This window comes from uncultured Dechloromonas sp. (assembly GCF_945957265.1).
Taxonomy (GTDB): Bacteria; Pseudomonadota; Gammaproteobacteria; order Burkholderiales; family Rhodocyclaceae; genus Azonexus.
Genome location: NZ_CAMFKO010000004.1, coordinates 65,360 through 82,757, shown reverse-complemented (window position 1 = coordinate 82,757; position 17,398 = coordinate 65,360). Strand labels below are relative to the sequence as shown.

The 17,398-nt window shown below is 62.4% G+C and carries 18 protein-coding genes; 4 read left to right on the top strand and 14 right to left on the bottom strand.

Features of this window, described 5'->3' with window-relative positions; translation table 11 throughout:
• Positions 1-23: 23 nt before the first annotated feature.
• From fabF to Q0P59_RS03760, 8 genes are all read right to left on the bottom strand, one after another.
• Positions 24-1,259: a beta-ketoacyl-ACP synthase II gene (gene fabF / locus Q0P59_RS03795; RefSeq protein WP_295003738.1), complete on the bottom strand. Its 1,236-nt coding sequence runs from the start codon at positions 1,257-1,259 to the stop codon at positions 24-26.
• Between the two features lie 75 nt (positions 1,260-1,334).
• Positions 1,335-1,571 (bottom strand): acyl carrier protein, encoded by a 237-nt coding sequence (gene acpP, locus Q0P59_RS03790; RefSeq protein ID WP_027458475.1) that lies wholly within the window; start codon positions 1,569-1,571, stop codon positions 1,335-1,337.
• 73 nt (positions 1,572-1,644) lie between these two features.
• On the bottom strand, positions 1,645-2,385 hold the full coding sequence (gene fabG / locus Q0P59_RS03785) for a 3-oxoacyl-ACP reductase FabG (RefSeq protein ID WP_295003735.1): 741 nt from the start codon (positions 2,383-2,385) through the stop codon (positions 1,645-1,647).
• Positions 2,386-2,388: 3 nt separating this feature from the next.
• Positions 2,389-3,315: an ACP S-malonyltransferase gene (gene fabD / locus Q0P59_RS03780; protein WP_295003733.1), complete on the bottom strand. Its 927-nt coding sequence runs from the start codon at positions 3,313-3,315 to the stop codon at positions 2,389-2,391.
• 17 nt (positions 3,316-3,332) lie between these two features.
• A complete protein-coding gene (locus tag Q0P59_RS03775; protein WP_295003731.1) occupies positions 3,333-4,292 on the bottom strand; it encodes a beta-ketoacyl-ACP synthase III in 960 nt (319 codons plus the stop codon).
• 2 nt (positions 4,293-4,294) lie between these two features.
• The gene (plsX, locus tag Q0P59_RS03770) at positions 4,295-5,320 is read right to left on the bottom strand and encodes a phosphate acyltransferase PlsX (protein WP_295003729.1); all 1,026 of its coding nucleotides are present in this window, start codon (positions 5,318-5,320) and stop codon (positions 4,295-4,297) included.
• 57 nt (positions 5,321-5,377) lie between these two features.
• On the bottom strand, positions 5,378-5,557 hold the full coding sequence (gene rpmF / locus Q0P59_RS03765) for a 50S ribosomal protein L32 (RefSeq protein WP_275710783.1): 180 nt from the start codon (positions 5,555-5,557) through the stop codon (positions 5,378-5,380).
• A gap of 18 nt (positions 5,558-5,575) precedes the next feature.
• Positions 5,576-6,121, bottom strand: a complete 546-nt coding sequence (locus Q0P59_RS03760; RefSeq protein WP_295003726.1) for a YceD family protein — start codon at positions 6,119-6,121, stop codon at positions 5,576-5,578.
• Between the two features lie 54 nt (positions 6,122-6,175).
• Here Q0P59_RS03760 and Q0P59_RS03755 point away from each other — a divergent pair, with 54 nt between their 5' ends.
• Together Q0P59_RS03755 and Q0P59_RS03750 are read left to right on the top strand one after the other, a co-directional pair.
• Positions 6,176-6,757 (top strand): Maf family nucleotide pyrophosphatase, encoded by a 582-nt coding sequence (locus Q0P59_RS03755; protein WP_295003724.1) that lies wholly within the window; start codon positions 6,176-6,178, stop codon positions 6,755-6,757.
• Positions 6,757-7,464 carry an SAM-dependent methyltransferase gene (locus tag Q0P59_RS03750; RefSeq protein WP_295003722.1) on the top strand — a complete coding sequence of 236 codons (708 nt, stop codon included), beginning with the start codon at positions 6,757-6,759 and terminating at the stop codon, positions 7,462-7,464. The genes Q0P59_RS03755 and Q0P59_RS03750 overlap by 1 nt, the downstream gene beginning before the upstream one ends.
• A 1-nt stretch (position 7,465) precedes the next feature.
• Here Q0P59_RS03750 and Q0P59_RS03745 read toward each other — a convergent pair whose 3' ends face one another.
• The 4 genes from Q0P59_RS03745 to Q0P59_RS03730 are packed head-to-tail and all read right to left on the bottom strand — an operon-like array spanning position 7,466 to position 10,414.
• Positions 7,466-8,428: a S49 family peptidase gene (locus tag Q0P59_RS03745; protein WP_295003720.1), complete on the bottom strand. Its 963-nt coding sequence runs from the start codon at positions 8,426-8,428 to the stop codon at positions 7,466-7,468.
• 2 nt (positions 8,429-8,430) lie between these two features.
• A complete protein-coding gene (locus tag Q0P59_RS03740; RefSeq protein ID WP_295003718.1) occupies positions 8,431-8,784 on the bottom strand; it encodes a Rieske 2Fe-2S domain-containing protein in 354 nt (117 codons plus the stop codon).
• Positions 8,763-9,413, bottom strand: a complete 651-nt coding sequence (locus Q0P59_RS03735) for an HAD-IA family hydrolase (protein WP_295003716.1) — start codon at positions 9,411-9,413, stop codon at positions 8,763-8,765. The genes Q0P59_RS03740 and Q0P59_RS03735 overlap by 22 nt, the downstream gene beginning before the upstream one ends.
• Positions 9,410-10,414, bottom strand: coding sequence for an RluA family pseudouridine synthase (locus Q0P59_RS03730; RefSeq protein ID WP_295003714.1), 1,005 nt, complete (start codon positions 10,412-10,414; stop codon positions 9,410-9,412). Before Q0P59_RS03730 ends, Q0P59_RS03735 begins: the two co-directional genes overlap by 4 nt.
• A gap of 400 nt (positions 10,415-10,814) precedes the next feature.
• Between Q0P59_RS03730 and Q0P59_RS03725 the strand changes: the two genes are divergently transcribed.
• On the top strand, positions 10,815-13,463 hold the full coding sequence (locus tag Q0P59_RS03725) for an Rne/Rng family ribonuclease (protein WP_295003712.1): 2,649 nt from the start codon (positions 10,815-10,817) through the stop codon (positions 13,461-13,463).
• A gap of 67 nt (positions 13,464-13,530) precedes the next feature.
• On the opposite strand, the gene Q0P59_RS03720 is transcribed toward Q0P59_RS03725, so the two are convergent.
• Positions 13,531-14,013: a low molecular weight protein-tyrosine-phosphatase gene (locus tag Q0P59_RS03720; protein ID WP_295003710.1), complete on the bottom strand. Its 483-nt coding sequence runs from the start codon at positions 14,011-14,013 to the stop codon at positions 13,531-13,533.
• Position 14,014: 1 nt separating this feature from the next.
• On the bottom strand, positions 14,015-16,081 hold the full coding sequence (uvrB, locus tag Q0P59_RS03715; RefSeq protein ID WP_295003707.1) for an excinuclease ABC subunit UvrB: 2,067 nt from the start codon (positions 16,079-16,081) through the stop codon (positions 14,015-14,017).
• 76 nt (positions 16,082-16,157) lie between these two features.
• On the opposite strand from uvrB, the gene Q0P59_RS03710 reads away from it, so the two are divergent.
• Entirely contained in the window at positions 16,158-17,366 is a 1,209-nt protein-coding gene (locus Q0P59_RS03710; protein WP_295003705.1) for an amino acid aminotransferase, read from the top strand.
• Positions 17,367-17,398 lie beyond the last annotated feature (32 nt).

Genomic DNA, 17,398 nt, shown 5'->3' with positions numbered 1-17,398 from the left:
CGTTTCCTTGCGGAAAGGGTGACCTAGACGCGCTTGAAGACCAGCGAGCCGTTGGTACCGCCAAAACCGAAGTTGTTCTTCAACGCCACGTCGATCTTCATCGGGCGTGCCTTGTTGGCACAGTAATCCAGATCGCACTCCGGATCCTGGTTGAAGATGTTGATGGTCGGTGGCGATATCTGGTGGTGAATGGCCAGGACCGTGAACAACGACTCGACGCCGCCGGCACCGCCCAGCAAGTGGCCGGTCATCGACTTGGTCGAATTGACGACGATCTTGTAGGCGGCGTCGCCGAAGGCTGCCTTGATGGCATCCGATTCGTTCTTGTCGCCCAGCGGCGTCGAGGTGCCGTGGGCATTGACGTACTGAACGTCAGACGGGGAAATGCCGGCGTTATTCAGCGCATTGACCATCGAACGACGCGGACCGTCCATATTGGGGGCCGTAATGTGATACGCATCGGCGCTCCTGCCATAACCGGAGACCTCGGCGTAAATCTTGGCACCGCGGGCCTTGGCGTGCTCATATTCTTCCAGGACCAGGACGCCGGCGCCCTCGCCCAGGACGAAACCGTCGCGGTCCTTGTCCCACGGACGGCTGGCCGTTGCCGGATCGTCGTTGCGGGTGGACAGCGCGCGAGCCGCACAGAAGCCGCCCATGCCCAGCGGGGAGACGGTCGACTCGGCACCGCCGGCCACCATCACGTCGGCATCGCCGTACTCGATGATGCGGGAAGCCTCGCCGATCGAGTGCGTACCGGTCGTGCAGGCGGTGACGATGGAGAGATTCGGGCCCTTGAAGCCGAACTCGATCGACAGGTTGCCGGAAATCATGTTGATGATCGAACCGGGAACGAAGAACGGCGATACCTTGCGCACGCCGGCAGCGTTGTATTCGTCCTTGGTTTCCTCGATCAGCGGCAAGCCGCCGATGCCGGAACCGATGGCCACGCCGACGCGCTCGGGATCGGCGGCACCTTCCTTGTCCAGGCCGGCGTCACGCACTGCCTGGATACCGGCAGCCAGGCCGTAATGGATGAACTTATCCATGCGGCGGGCGTCCTTGGCCGAAATGTACTGGGTAATATCGAAATTCTTGACCTCGCCGGCGAACTGAACCGGAAAGGTGGAGGTGTCGAAACGGGTGACGGGAGCGATACCCGAAACGCCGGCAATGATGTTCTGCCAGCCTTCTTCAACGCTGTTGCCGACCGGGGAAATCAGACCCAGGCCAGTGATGACGACTCTGCGACGTGCCAAGATATGCACTCCGAAAGCAAATGTAGCAAGGCCGGCCTTGGGGGCCGGCCTTGCCTGGTTCAAACCGGAATTGGCTTACTTCTTGTTTGCGAGGATGTAATCGACAGCCTGTTGGACCGTGGTGATCTTCTCGGCCTGGTCGTCCGGAATTTCGCACTCGAATTCCTCTTCCAGAGCCATGACCAGCTCAACGGTGTCCAGGGAGTCAGCGCCCAGATCGTCCACAAAGGAGGACTCGTTCTTGATGTCCGCTTCGTTCACGCCCAGTTGTTCGGCGACGATCTTCTTGACGCGCTCTACGATGTTATCCATTCGAAAAACTCCTTCCCCTCAGGGGTACGAAAAAAAACAATGAGATTTTACCAAAAGCCGAGGCTTCGGGAAATCAATCCATAAACATGCCGCCATTCACATGCACGGTAGTACCCGTGACATACGAGGCGGCGGGAGAAACCAGGAAACCGACGGCACCGGCAACATCCTCCGGCGTACCGGCACGAGCCAGCGGAATGGACGCCAGCATGGCGGCCTTCTGCTCTTCGGTCAAGGCGTGCGTCATGTCGGTGGCGATAAAGCCGGGCGCGACGCAGTTGACCGTGATGTTGCGGCTGCCCAGCTCGCGGGCCAGGGAACGGCTCAGCCCGGCGACGCCGGCCTTGGCCGCGCAGTAGTTGGCCTGCCCGGCATTGCCGGAATAGCCCACCACCGAAGAAATATTGACGATACGACCGAAACGGGCCTTCATCATGCCGCGCATGACGCCGCGCGACAGGCGGAAAACGGCTTTCAGGTTGGTGTCGATGACGGCATCCCACTCGTCGTCGCCCATGCGCATGCTCAGGTTGTCGCGGGTAATCCCCGCGTTATTGACGAGGATGGTGATGGCGCCGAACTGCTTGGCGACGTCGGTCAGCACGGCATCGGTCTGTGCCGTGTCGGTGACGTTCAGGACGATGCCCTGCCCCTTGACACCGGCTTCGGCCAGATAGGCGGAAATCTTCCCGGCGCCGTCTTCGCTGGTCGCCGTACCGATCACGGTAGCGCCCTGCCTGCCCAATTCCAGCGCGATGGCGCGGCCGATGCCGCGGGTGGCGCCGGTGACCAGCGCGATCTTGTCGTTCAGCATGCCTTACTCCAGGCCGAGGTTGGCTTCGATGGCCGCGGCATCGGCCAGGGCCACGCCGGAAACGCCGTCGGCGCAGCGCTTGGTCAAACCCGCCAAGACCTTGCCCGGGCCGCATTCGGCAACCGTGGTGACGCCCAAGGTCGCCATGAACTGGATGGTTTCCACCCAGCGCACCGGATTGTAGGCCTGGCGGATCAGCGCATCCTTGATGCGGGCCGGATCGTTCTCGATGGCGACATCGACGTTGTTGATCACCGGGATGGCCGGCGCGTTGAAGCTCAATTCGGCCAGGCGGGCGGCCAGCTTGTCGGCGGCCGGACGAATCAGCGACGAATGAAACGGGGCCGACACCGGCAGCGCCTTGGCCATCTTGGCGCCGCGCGCCTTGCAGGCTTCCATGGCCCGCTCGACGGCCCCCTTGTGGCCGGCGATGACGGTTTGTCCGTTGGCGTTGAAATTGACCGGCTCGACGACCTCGCCCTGCGCCGCCTCGGCACAGGCGGCAGCGATGCCGGCGTTGTCCAGGCCGAGCACGGCGGCCATCGCCCCGGTGCCGAGCGGCACGGCTTCCTGCATGGCGGCGGCGCGCAGACGAACCAGCGGCACCGCATCCTTGAAACCGATGACGCCGGCGGCGACCAGCGCCGAATATTCGCCCAGGCTGTGGCCAGCGACGACGGCCGGCATGCGGCCGCCCCTGTCGCACCACAGGCGCCAGGCGGCGATGCCGGCGGTCAGCATGACCGGCTGGGTATTCACGGTCTGGGTCAGCGCTTCGGCCGGACCTTCGGCAACCATCTGCCACAGGTCGTCGCCCAGCGCGGCGGAAGCTTCATCGAAAGTGGCGCGAACCACGGCGGCGTCGCCGTAGGCGGCCATCATGCCAACGCTCTGCGAGCCCTGGCCGGGAAATACGAAAGCAAAAGACATCGTTCGGTCTCCTGATATCAAAATTCGAGCAGGGCGGCGCCCCAGGCGAAACCGCCGCCGATACCCTCGAGCAATACCTTCTGGCCAGGCCGGATCCGCCCGTCGCGTACCGCCGCGTCAAGCGCCAACGGTACGGAAGCAGCCGAGGTGTTGCCATGGCGATCAACGGTGACGATGACCTTTTCGCGGTCAATGCCGAGCTTCTTGCCGGTTGCCTCGATGATGCGGATATTGGCCTGGTGCGGAATCAGCCAGTCGACGTCGGCTGTCTGCATACCCGCACAGGCGCAGACCTCTTCGGCAATTTCGGCCAGCACGCGCACGGCGAACTTGAAGACAGCCTGGCCATCCATGCGCAGGAAGGGATCGCCGGTCACCTGGCCGCTGCAGACCTGACCCGGCACGTTGAGAATGCCCGCGTAGCTGCCGTCGGCATGCATTGCGCTGGCCAGGATGCCCGGCTTTTCCGATGCTTCGAGCACCACGGCGCCGGCGCCATCGCCGAACAGCACGCAAGTGCCGCGGTCGTTCCAGTCGAGAATGCGGGAAAAGACCTCGGCGCCGATGACCAGCGCCCTCTTGTGGCTGCCGGAGCGAATGAACTTCTCGGCGATCCCCAAGGCATAGGCAAATCCGGCGCAAACGGCCTGCACATCGAAGGCCGTGCCCCCCTTGTTGCCCAGCTTGCCCTGGATCAGGCAGGCCGTGCTCGGGAAGATGAAGTCCGGCGTCGAGGTGGCGACGATGATCAGGTCGATATCGGCTGCGGCGACGCCGGCCATTTCCAGCGCCCGTTGCGCGGCGATCAGGCCCAGTTCGCTCGAGGTCGTGCCCGGTTCGGCAAGATAGCGGCTGCGAATCCCGGTACGGGTAACGATCCACTCATCGTTGGTGTCGATGCCGCGCGCAGCCAGATCGCCATTGCTGACGGGCTTGCCCGGAAGATAACTGCCTGTACCGATCAGGCGTGCATACATTTTCAGACACTCTCCACTGCAGCAGGAACCGGCATCATTTCGACGATCCGGCTGGAAATGCGCTCCAGGACGCGGTTTTCGGCCGCATCGTAGGCACGGGAAATGGCATTGCCGAAGGCCAGCACGTCGGCCGAGCCGTGGCTCTTGACCGAAATGCCCTTCAGGCCGAGGAGGATCGCCCCGTTGTAGCGGCGATGATCGAAGCGGCGCTTGAAGTTATTGAGCACGGAAATGGCAATCAGCGCCGCCAGCTTGGTCAGCCAGTTGCGCTTGAACTCCTCGCGCAGCGACGAAGCCAGCATCTGGGCCAGGCCTTCGGAAGTCTTCAGCGCGACATTACCGACAAAGCCGTCGCACACGATGACATCGGCGTCGCCCTTGTAGATGCCGTCGCCCTCGACGTTGCCGACGAAGTTGAGGCCGGACGCGCGCAGCAATTCGGCAGCCGCCTTGACCACTTCGTTGCCCTTGATCTCTTCCTCGCCGATATTCAGGATGCCGACGGTCGGCTGCTCCTTGTGCTCCATCGCGGCGACCAGCATGGCACCCATGATGCCGAACTGCAGCAGGTGATCCGGGCCGCAATCGACATTGGCCCCGAGATCGAGCATGTGGGTGTGGCCATTGACGGTGGGCAGCGGCGCGCAGATCGCCGGCCGGTCGATGCCGGGCAGCATTTTCAGCACGAAGCGGGAAATCGCCATCAGGGCGCCGGTGTTGCCGGCCGACACGCAGGCGTCGGCCTCGCCGGCCTTGACCTGGTTGATGGCGACCCGCATCGACGAATCCTTCTTGTTGCGCAGCGCGAGGGCCGGCGATTCGTCCATGCCGACGACTTCTGAGGCGTGAACGATGCGGATGCGGGAATCAGAGGCATGATTGCCGAGCAACGGACGCAAAACCTCCTCCTGACCGACCAGGACGAGATTGGCAGACGGATGCTCCGCAAGAAACTGGATGGCCGCCGGCACCGTCACTGACGGACCGTGGTCACCCCCCATGCAATCGATGGCAATGCGGGTTGTCATATAGGCAAAAGAAAAGGCAGGCGGCTCTTCAAGAACCGCCTGCCTTTCATTGAACGATTACTCGCCCTTGGCCTTCAGGACTTTCTTGCCGCGGTAGAAACCGGTCGGGGAGATGTGGTGACGCAGGTGAACCTCGCCCGTGGTCGATTCGACGGCCAGCGGCGGGTTGGTCAGGAAATCGTGAGCGCGATGCATGCCACGCTTGGACGGGGACTTTTTGTTCTGTTGAACGGCCATGTTGTTACTCCAAAAAAATCAGTTCGGCTTGCCTTTAAGCCCGGACAACGCTGCAAACGGATTGATCCGCTCGCCCGCATCGGCCGCGCCAGGCAAACCACATTTTTCGTGCCGCGGCGCCACTGGCAGGGCCAGGAGGATTTCGTCCTCCACGAATTCGGCCACATCCAGTTCCTTCGCCACCGGCAGGAAATCCCGGGTGTCGTCTTCCAACTCATCTTGCGATAGCTCGGCACCTTCAGGAACAAGTTCCAGCAAGTTGTCGACATCGAGATCGTAAGGCACGGCCTTCAGGCAACGCTGGCAAGCCAACGGGAGAGTCCCCGTCACCACCAGTTGCAGCAGGCACTCGCCTCGCCCGCCCTTGAACCCTTCGATGCGGAAGGAGACCTCTCCCTCCACAACGGCCAGCAGGTCATGCAGGCGTTCAAGAGCCGAAACAGGCAGCGTTCCCTCGAGAACACGCCCATCTTTGGCAAAGCGGAATGCGTCCGTAATTCTTTTCAATCTTGAGCTGTTGCGACTTAAACATTGGATGATATTATTTTTGGCTTTCCAAGTCAAAACAAAGTGTCGCCTCAAGAGTTCGATGCAAGACTTTGTTGTATTGAGCCTTTCATGTCACAAAAACTGATTCTGGCCTCGACGTCGCCTTATCGTCGCGAATTGTTGAACCGTCTTGGGCTGCCCTTCGAGGTTGCCAATCCGCAGACGGATGAAACCCCCCTCCCCTCCGAATCCCCTGAAGCCCTGTCGCTTCGCCTGTCGGAGGCCAAGGCCCGGGCTGTCGCCGACGCCTACCCCGACGCGCTGATCATCGGCAGCGACCAGGTCGCCACGGTGGACGGAAAAATCTACGGCAAGCCCGGCAACCACGAACGGGCCGTCGAACAGTTGCTACAGCTATCCGGGAAAACCGTCAATTTCTTTACCGGCCTGTGCCTGTTCAACGCCCGGACCGGCCAGGCGGATGTGCGCGGCATTCCCACGCTGGTGACTTTTCGCGAACTTGCCCGCAGCGAAATCGAAAACTATCTCCATCGCGAACCTGCCTACAACTGCGCCGGATCGGCCAAATCGGAAGGACTGGGCATCGCGCTGCTCAGCAGCATGCGCGGCGACGACCCGAACGCCCTCGTCGGCCTGCCGCTGATCGCGCTCTGCGACATGCTCCGCCGCCAGGGCATGGCGGTACTCTGATGACCGGAACGCTTTACCTCATACCGGTTCCGCTGGGCCCCACGCCGCCGCAGGAATCGCTGACGCCCGCCGTATTGGCGACGATACGCCCGCTGAGCCACTTCGTCGTCGAGCAGGCCAAGACGGCACGCGCCTTCCTGAAAGCCGCCGGCACCGACAAACCGCTGCAGGAGCTGCAACTCTCGGAGTTGAACGAACACACTAGGAGCGACGCGCTCGACGAACTACTCGCCCCGCTGCTCGCCGGCAACGATGTCGGCCTGCTGTCGGAAGCCGGTTGCCCCGCCGTCGCCGACCCGGGCGCCAACCTGGTCGCCCTGGCGCAACAGAAAAACATTCGTGTCGCGCCCTTGATCGGGCCGTCCTCGCTGCTGCTCGCACTGATGGCATCCGGCCTGAACGGACAACGCTTCGCGTTTCAGGGTTACCTGCCTGCCAAGGAGGGGGAGCGCGCCAAAACCCTGCGCGACCTCGAAAGCGAATCCCGCAAGCGCCACCAGACGCAGCTGTTCATCGAAACCCCCTATCGCAACCGGGCGATGTTCGATGCCATTCTCGGCGCTTGCCAACCCGGGACGCGGCTGACCGTTGCCACCGACCTGACCCTGCCAAGCGAAATGGTGCGCACCCTGAGCATCCAGCAGTGGAAAAAACAAACGCCGCCCGATATCGAGCGGCGTCCGACGGTCTTCCTGCTGCTGGCCTGAGTCAGAAAAAGCGCACGCCCTGTGCGCTTTCCGACACGCCCTTCCAGAAGCTCGCCGCCGTCCCGGCCCCCAGGCGCTTGGCAAAGCGCTCGGCGATATTGTCCTTGACCGAATAATCGAAGATTTTCTCGGCCTTGATGACATCCCGGGCGACCGAATCGACACTGCCGTAGCCATCGGCCAATCCCAGCTGGACGCTCTGGGCGCCGGTCCACATCAAGCCGGAGAACATGTCCGGCGTTTCCTTCAGGCGCTGGCCGCGCCCCGCCTTGACGACGTCGATGAACTGCTTGTGAATGTCGTTGAGCAGAAGCTGGGCATGCGCCTTGTGCTGCGGTGCCTGCGGCGAGAAGGGGTCTAGGAAACCCTTGTTTTCGCCAGCCGTCAGCAAGCGGCGCTCGACGCCGAACTTGTCCATCGTCCCGGTGAATCCAAAGCCATCCATCAGCACACCGATCGACCCGACGATACTGGCCTTGTTAACGTAAATATTGTCGGCCGCGGCAGCAACGTAGTAACCGCCCGACGCGCACATATCCTCGACCACCGCATAAAGCGGCTTGTCCGGGAATTTGCCGCGCAGGCGGCGGATTTCGTCATTGACGATCCCTGCCTGAACCGGACTGCCGCCCGGACTGTTGATACGCAGGATGACGCCGACGGCGTTCTTTTCCTCGAATGCGCTGTTGAGCGCGGCGACCAGATTCTCGGCGCTGGCATCCCCCTTGGCTTCGATCACGCCCATCAGGCTGACCATGGCCGTATGCCGCTCCTGGTGCTCGGTGCCGGTACCCCAATCGACGACCGCAACCAGCACCGCCAGCAGGTAACCGAACCCGAGGATCTTGAAGGCGATCCCCCAGCGCCGCCGCGCCCGCTGTTCGTCAAGGGCGGCGAAAACCAGCTTCTCCAGGGTTTTTCGCTCCCAGTGAGCATCGTTGTTCGGGGATTGTGGGGTTTCCATAGTTATCTTTCTTCCTGCTCCAGCAAAATCTTTCCATCGACCTCTCGGACCTTCAGCGCCCTCAGGCCTTTACCCTGGCAACGCCCGCCGAGACATCGGCCCGACTCCGGAGCATAAAGCGCGCCATGGATCGAGCAAATCAAGTATAGCTTGGAATCGTCGAAGAATTCGCCTGGCATCCAGTCCAATTCGGCCGGAACATGGCCGCATTCGTTGAAATAGCCGTAAACCACGCCGTGAAAGCGGATGACGAACGCCGGAACCTCTCGGCCATAGCGCGCCACCGTGAAGCGGAACCCCTTGCCGGCCTCGACGACATCGCCACTGGCGCAGATCAGGCGAAACGCTTCAGCCATCGATCCAGTTCGCCCACGTCATGCAGACAGGCCACGGGCTTGTGCTCGAGCAGATGATCGTGCGGGTGCGCGCCGTAGGTGACCGCCAGGCCATCGACGCCGGCATTGCTGGCCATCAGCAGGTCGTGCGACGTATCGCCGATCATGACCGTCGCCGCCTGCGCCACGCCGAACTCCGCCATCAACTCCTCGAGCATCTGCGGATGCGGTTTCGAGTGACATTCATCGGCGCAACGCGAGGACTGGAACAGCGGACGCAAGCCCGAATGGTCGAGGGCACGCTCCAGCCCCGCCCTGCTCTTGCCCGTGGCGACAGCCAGGATGTGGCCGTCGCGCTTGAGCCGCGCCAGCATGTCGGGAACACCGTCGAACAAAGCCAGCTCGTGATCGCCGGAAAGGTAATGAAAGCGATAGCGCTCGACCATCGCCTGGTAGCGCTCCGCCGGCAGTTCCGGAACGGCGTGACGCATCGCGTCGACAAGACCGAGGCCGATGACGTGCCGGGCACGCCTGTCGTCGGGCACCGGCAATCCGAGATCCAGGCAAGCCGCCTGAATGGCGCGCACGATGGCGCCAGCCGAATCGAGCAGGGTTCCATCCCAATCGAAGACAACCAGTTCGTATTTCATGATGCAGTAAAGACCTGTTCGTAGTTTTCGGCGGTGAACTCGCGACCCTGTTTCGCATCGACCGCGGCAATATAGCCGCCAATGCCGTTCGGCAGGGGCGCCAGGCATTCCAGCGGCAACGCGGTCAGCGGGTGGCGGAAAGCCATGCGCCAGGCGTGCAGCGCCATGCGTTTCAGCCCGTCGCGCTTCAATTGCCTGTTGTGGGCGAAATCGCCATATTTCTCGTCGCCCAGGATCGGAAAGCCCAGATGCGCCAGATGAACGCGAATCTGGTGGGTACGCCCGGTTTTCAGCTGCGCCTCGAGCAGGCTCATTTCCGGCCAGCGCGCCAGCAGGCGGAACACCGTATGCGACGCCTTGCCCTGCGGATCGACCGATACGCGGCGCTCGCCACCCTCGGTCAGGTATTTGTGCAGCGGCAGCTTCACGTGCTGCGTGTTGTTCATCCACCGCCCCTTGACCAGGACGAGATAGCGCTTGTCCGCCCCGGCGCCGTGCTCGCGGAACATGTCGTGCAGGGCGGTCAAGGCCAGGCGCTTCTTGCCGACCAGCAACACGCCCGAGGTTTCGCGATCCAGCCGGTGCGCCAGTTCGAGAAACTTGGCCTGCGGCCGCTGGCGCCGCAGCGCCTCGATGACGCCGAAGCTGACGCCGCTCCCGCCGTGCACCGCCACGCCCTCGGGCTTGTCGATGACCAGCATGGCCTCGTCTTCATAGATGATGGGCAAATCGACCCGTTGCTTCGCCGCCTCATCCACCTCGTTCTGCGGCCTTTCGGCGATGCGGATCGGCGGGATGCGCAGATTGTCGCCGGCACGCAAGCGATAGGTGGCATCGACCCGCTTGCTGTTCACGCGCACTTCGCCGCTACGCAAAATCCGGTAGATGTGGCTTTTGGGAACCCCCTTGCAGCAGCGGATCAGGAAGTTGTCGAGGCGCTGGCCCTGCTCTTCGTCGCCGATCACGACGTATGCGACTGAATTGTTACCTACGCCATTCATTTTTCTAATATACTGCCCACGTTTTACGCCTCGGTTTGCAAGAGATGCCGAACCGTCAGACCGTTCGCCCTCGCGCCACTGGCGCGACCGCCAAGCGGCAGGCTTCGAAGTCTCACCTGCGCCAATTGCTCAGGCCAGACCAACGTAAAACGACTGGTTAAGTTCACTCACCAAAAGTAGTGATGTTAATGGATAAGCCCACGGTAAGCACGCACGATTGCCTGTGGCAGGAATTTTCAGGTCGCGCATTTCAATAAAAAACACGCGGCCGTTTGTTGATCAGCACCTTCCAATCGCCTTTGCCCTCATCACCAACATGAACGCAACCCGATAAAGAATAGTCGCTGCCTGCCAAGGCGTTTCGTTGCCGCGTGCCACTGTGCGCCGGAGCCCGAAAATAATGAAACGCATGCTCTTCAATGCGACACAGGCGGAAGAACTCCGTGTCGCCATTGTCGATGGTCAGAAACTGATTGACCTCGACATTGAGTCCGCCGCCAAGGAACAACGCAAAAGCAACATCTACAAGGGTGTCATCACCCGGATCGAACCGTCCCTCGAAGCCTGCTTCGTCGATTACGGTGCCGATCGCCACGGCTTCCTGCCGTTCAAGGAAGTCTCCCGCGCCTATTTCCAGCCGGGTACCGAAGTCGGCCGCGCCAAGATCAACGAGGCGCTCAAGGAAGGTCAGGAACTGATCGTCCAGGTCGACAAGGACGAGCGCGGCAACAAGGGCGCCGCCCTGACCACCTACGTCTCGCTGGCCGGCCGCTACCTGGTCCTGATGCCGAACAATCCGCGCGGCGGCGGCGTTTCCCGTCGCGTCGACGGTGACGAGCGCGCCGAACTGCGCGAAGTCATGGATCAGCTCGAAGTGCCCAACGGCATGAGCCTGATCGCCCGCACCGCCGCCATCGGCCGCCAGGCCGAAGAGCTGCAGTGGGACCTGAACTACCTGCTGCAACTGTGGACCGCCATCGAAGGCGCCGCCCAGCAGCAGTCCGGCGCCTTCCTGATCTACCTCGAAGGCAGCCTGGTCATTCGCGCCATCCGCGACTACTTCCAGCCGGACATCGGTGAAATCCTCATCGACACCGACGAGGTCTACGAGCAGGCCCGCGCCTTCATGGGCACCGTCATGCCGGGCAACGTCAATCGCGTCAAGCGCTACCGCGACGACGTGCCGCTGTTCTCGCGCTTCCAGATCGAACACCAGATCGAGACCGCCTTCGCCCGCCAGGTCAACCTGCCGTCCGGCGGCGCCATCGTCATCGACCACACCGAAGCGCTGGTCGCCGTCGACGTCAACTCCGGCCGTGCCACCAAGGGTTCCGACATCGAGGAAACCGCGTTCAAGACCAACCTCGAAGCCGCGGAAGAACTGGCCCGCCAGTTGCGCCTGCGCGACCTGGGCGGCCTGATCGTGATCGACTTCATCGACATGGAAAACAGCAAGAACCAGCGCGAAGTCGAAAACCGCCTGCGCGATGCGCTGCGTTTCGATCGCGCCCGTGTGCAGATGGGCAAGATCAGCCGCTTCGGCCTGATGGAACTGTCGCGCCAGCGCCTGCGCCCGGCCCTCGCCGAGACCAGCTACATCCCCTGCCCGCGCTGTACCGGAACCGGCCACATCCGCTCCACCGAATCCGCCGCACTGCACATCCTGCGCATCCTGGAAGAGGAAGCGATGAAGGAAAACACCGGCGCCGTGCATGTCCAGGTCCCGGTCGATGTCGCCACCTTCCTGCTCAACGAGAAGCGCCCGGACATCCAGGCCATCGAGCTGCGCCACAAGGTCACCATCCTGCTCATCCCGAACGTTCATCTCGAAACGCCGCAGCACACCATCACCCGCCTGCGCCACGACGACCTGAACCACGACGATTCGCGCGAACCGTCCTACAAGATGGTCGATATGCCGCTCGAGGATGCGATCAAGCAGGCCACCCAGCAGGAAGCCGCCAAGCCGCGCCAGGAAGCCGCCATCAAGGGCGTCTCGCCGGAACAGCCGGCGCCCATCGTTCCCGAAAAGACCGAGGCACCGGCCCCCGCACCGGTTGCCGCGAAGCCGGAAGCCGGCCTGTTCTCGAAGATCTTCTCCTGGTTCCGCTCGGAGCCGCAGCCGGCAGAACCCGTCGCCGCACCGGAGCCGGCCAAGAAGCCGCGTGAAGGACGTTCGGAAAACCGTCGCGACCGCGATGGCCGTCGCGGTGGCCGCAACGGCAATCGCCGCGATGAAGAACGCGGTGAACGTGGCGAACGCAACAAGGATCGCGGCAACCGCAACGAACGCAATGCGGAAAAGCCGGCCCAGGAAGAATCGGCAGGCAATGCCGGTGAGCGCCAGGAGCGTCGTCCGCGCGGCGAGCGCAAGGAGCGCCGCGAACGCCAGCAGCCGGAGGCCGTGGAAACCAAACTCGCCGCGGTCGCAACCGAGGCTTCGGCCGTTGTCGCCCCGGTCAATGCCAATGAAACGCCGGATGCCAACAACGGCGAAGAGCAAGGCGGCCGCCGTCGTGGTCGTCGTGGCGGACGCGGTCGTGGCGAGCGTCGCAACGAGGCAGAGTCTGCTGCAACGCCTGTTGTTGCCGACACCCTTTCCGCGCCGGAAGTTTCCGAACCCGCTCCCGCAAGCCAGGAACCGGTTGTCGTGGTGATCCCGGCGATTGAACCCGCGGCTACCGTGGAAGCTGTCGCTGAATCCGTCGCTGAACCCGTTGTGGAAACGGTTGTCGCCCCGGAAGCTGCCCAGCCCGCAGCGGCACCGGAAGTGGTGGCGCCCGCAGAGGAACTGCAAGCTCCCGAGCCGGCCCCCGCCGCTATCGTCGTCGAAGCTGCCCCCGAGGAAAAGCCTATCGTCGCCGCAGCAGCACCGGCCAACCTCGATGCCGTCCTGGCTGACAGCGGCCTTGTCATGGTGCAGACGACCGCTACGCCGATCATCGTCGCGCAGGCGGAGGCACCGATCAAGCTGGGGCGTCCGCGCAAGCAGAAATCGGCGGCCCAAGCCGCAGACGAACCGATGGTCATGGTGGAAACGGCCAAGTAAGCCGCCCTTCACCTCAATGAAAATGGCACCCGAGGGTGCCATTTTTTTGTCTGTCGCAAGCGGAGGTTCAGGAGCGCCCGAGCCGCTTCCGGATATCCTCGATCAAGCCAAGCGATGCATCCTCGACCATATCCAGCACCAGGTCGAAGCCGTGCCCCAACCCGTAGTAGGGATCGGGCACCTCGTCGTCGTCGAAATTCCTGGCGTAATCCATGAACAGCTTGATCCGTTCCTGCTGCTCCGGCGAGGCCATGCGCCTGAGATTGTCGAGGTTGCTCTTGTCCATGGCGAGGATCAGGTCGAAGTAATCAAGATCCTGGCGGGCAACCTTGCGAGCCCGCAACTGGGAAAGGTTGTAACCCCTTGCCGATGCGGCGCGCTGGGTCCGCGAATCCGGCGCCTCGCCGACGTGATAGCCGTGCGTACCCGCAGAATCAACCTCAACTTTATCGCCAAGGCTATTGATTTTAATGAAATAACGAAGCACTCCCTCCGCGGTTGGGGAGCGACATATGTTACCCATGCACACCAGAAGCACGCGGTAAGTCATTTTATTTATCTCCGTCCGCGTCGTGTCGTGCCGCACCGAATACGCGCTCCTTGAGCAGGAACAATTCGTCGCGGGCCGCCGCCGCCTTTTCGAATTCCAGGTTCTTGGCGCACTCCATCATCTGCTTTTCGAGACGCTTGATCTCCCTGGCTACCGTTTTTTCATCCATGGCCTCGTAGGCCGCTTGCTGCTGAGCAGCCTTCAACTCGCTCTGGACCGAGGCCGTATCGTAGACACCGTCGATGATGTCCTTGATCTTCTTCGACACACCACGCGGCGTGATGCCGTGTTCCAGATTAAAGCCGATCTGCTTTTCGCGCCGGCGTTCCGTTTCGGCAATGGCACGCTGCATGGATTGCGTTACTTTATCAGCATAGAGGATGGCTGTGCCATGGATGTGACGCGCGGCACGCCCAACGGTCTGAATCAGCGAACGCTCCGAACGCAGGAAGCCTTCCTTGTCGGCATCCAGGATGGCGACCAGCGACACCTCGGGAATATCCAGCCCCTCGCGCAACAAGTTGATGCCGACCAGGACGTCGAACTCGCCGAGACGAAGGTCGCGAATGATCTCGACCCGCTCGACGGTATCGATGTCCGAGTGCAGGTAGCGGACCTTGATGCCGTTGTCGCCCAGGAAATCCGTCAAGTCCTCGGCCATGCGCTTGGTCAGCGTGGTCACCAGAACGCGCTCGCCGACCGCCACCCGTTTGCCGATCTCGACCAGCAGGTCGTCGACCTGGGTCGATGCCGGCCTGACCATGACCTCGGGATCGATCAGCCCGGTCGGCCGGACCACCTGCTCGACGACCTGCCCCGCGTGCTGCTGCTCGTAATCGGCCGGCGTCGCGGAAACGAAGACGGTCTGCCGCATGTGCGCTTCAAACTCGTTGAACTGCAACGGCCGGTTATCCAGCGCGGAAGGCAGTCGGAAGCCGTAGTCGACCAGGTTTTCCTTGCGCGAACGGTCGCCCTTGTACATCCCGCCGACCTGGCCGATGGAAACATGAGACTCGTCGATGAACATCAGGGCGTCGGACGGCAGATAGTCGATCAGCGTGGGCGGCGCCTCGCCTGCCTTGCGTCCGGAAAAATGCCGCGAGTAGTTCTCGATGCCCTTGCAGAATCCGATCTGGTCGAGCATCTCGAGATCGAACTTGGTCCGTTGCTCAATGCGCTGCGCTTCGACCAGCTTGTTGTTGACCGTAAACCAGCCGACCCGCTCCCTGAGCTCCTCCTTGATGGCATCGATGGCGCGCAATACCGTCGCCCTCGGCGTCACGTAGTGCGACGCGGGGAAGACCGTGAAGCGGAGGGCCTTGTGCAGCAGATGGCCGGTCAGCGGATCGAAGAACTGCAGCCCCTCAACCTCGTCGTCAAACAGCGAGATGCGGATGGCGTGCTCGGCATGCTCGGCCGGAAATACGTCGATGATGTCGCCGCGCACGCGGAATGTCCCGCGATGGAAATCCATCTCGTTGCGCTCGTACTGCATATCCGTCAGACGCTTGACGATGGCCCGCTGGTCGAGCCGATCGCCGACGCGCATGGTCAGGATCATGTTGTGGTATTCGTCGCGGTCGCCGATGCCGTAAATGCATGACACGGTCGCAACGATCACCACGTCGCGGCGCTCGATCAGGCTCTTGGTGGCCGACAGGCGCATCTGCTCGATATGATCGTTGATCGAACTGTCTTTTTCGATGAACAGATCACGCGATGGCACATAGGCTTCCGGCTGGTAGTAATCGTAGTAGGAGACGAAATACTCGACCGCATTTTCGGGGAAAAACTCCTTGAACTCCGAATACAGCTGCGCCGCCAGCGTCTTGTTGGGCGCCAGGACCAGCGCCGGCCGCCCCGTACGGGCGATGACGTTGGCCATGGAATAGGTTTTCCCGGAGCCGGTCACGCCCAGCAGGGTCTGGAACGACAGGCCGTCCTCAATCCCTTCGACCAATTGGCAAATTGCCGCCGGCTGATCGCCGGCTGGCGGAAATGGCTGATGCAACCGGTAGGGACTGTTATCGAACGTGACAACCGGCGTGGAGGTGTTGGTTTCGGTCATGCTAAAATTCTTCGGTTTTCTCTCGCGTGGCAAGCAAGCTACGTGATCATCATTCGTATTATTCCACGGAGTTCTTATGTCCTCTTCGATCTTCGCTGCGGTGGAAATGGCCCCGCGCGATCCTATCCTCGGTCTGAACGAAGCCTTTAACGCCGATACCCGTACCACCAAGGTCAACCTGGGCGTTGGCGTGTATTTCGACGACAACGGCAAGATTCCGCTGCTGGCCGCCGTCAAGGCCGCCGAGGAAACCCGCGTCAAGGCCGGCCTGCCGCGCGGCTACCAGCCGATCGAAGGCAACCCGGCCTACAATTCCGCCGTGCAGAACCTGCTGCTCGGCAAGGACTCCGAACTCATCGCCAACGGCCAGGTCATCACCGCCCAGGCTCTCGGCGGCACCGGCGCCCTGAAGATCGGCGCCGACTACCTGAAGCGCCTGAACCCGAACGCCAAGGTCTACATCAGCGACCCGTCCTGGGAAAACCACCGCGCGCTGTTCGAATCCGCCGGTTTCGTCGTCGAAAACTACCCGTACTACGATGCCGCCACCCGCGGCGTCAACTTCGACGGCATGAAGGCCTGCCTGAAGGGCCTGGATGCAGGTTCCGTCATCATCCTGCACGCCTGCTGCCACAACCCGACCGGCGCCGACCTGAGCGACGCCCAGTGGGGCGAAGTCGTCGCCATCTGCCAGGAACGCGGCCTCGTGCCCTTCCTCGACATGGCCTACCAGGGTTTTGCCGACGGCATCGACGCCGACGCTGTTGCGGTTCGCGCCTTCTCCAAGTCCGGCCTGCAATTCTTCGCCTCCAGCTCGTTCTCCAAGAACTTCTCGCTGTACGGCGAGCGCGTCGGCGCCCTGTCCATCGTCACCGCCGGCAAGGACGAATCGGCCCGCGTCATGTCGCAGGTCAAGCGCGTCATCCGCACCAACTACTCCAACCCGCCGACCCATGGCGGCGCCCTGGTTGCCGGCGTCCTCGCCTCGGCCGAACTGCGCGCCCAGTGGGAAGCCGAACTGGCCGGCATGCGTGACCGCATCCGCGCCATGCGCACCGGCCTGGTCGACGCCATCAAGGCAACCGGCTGCGCCCAGGACTTCTCCTTCGTTGCCCAGCAGCGCGGCATGTTCTCCTATACCGGCCTGACGGCTGCCCAGGTCGACGTCATGCGCGAGGAATTCGGCATCTACGCCGTGTCGACCGGTCGTATCTGCCTGGCTGCGCTGAACACGAAGAACCTCGACTATGTCGCCAAGGCGATCGCGGCGGTCACCAAGGCCTGAAGCGAAAACGCGGCTTGATTGAAAAAGGCGGA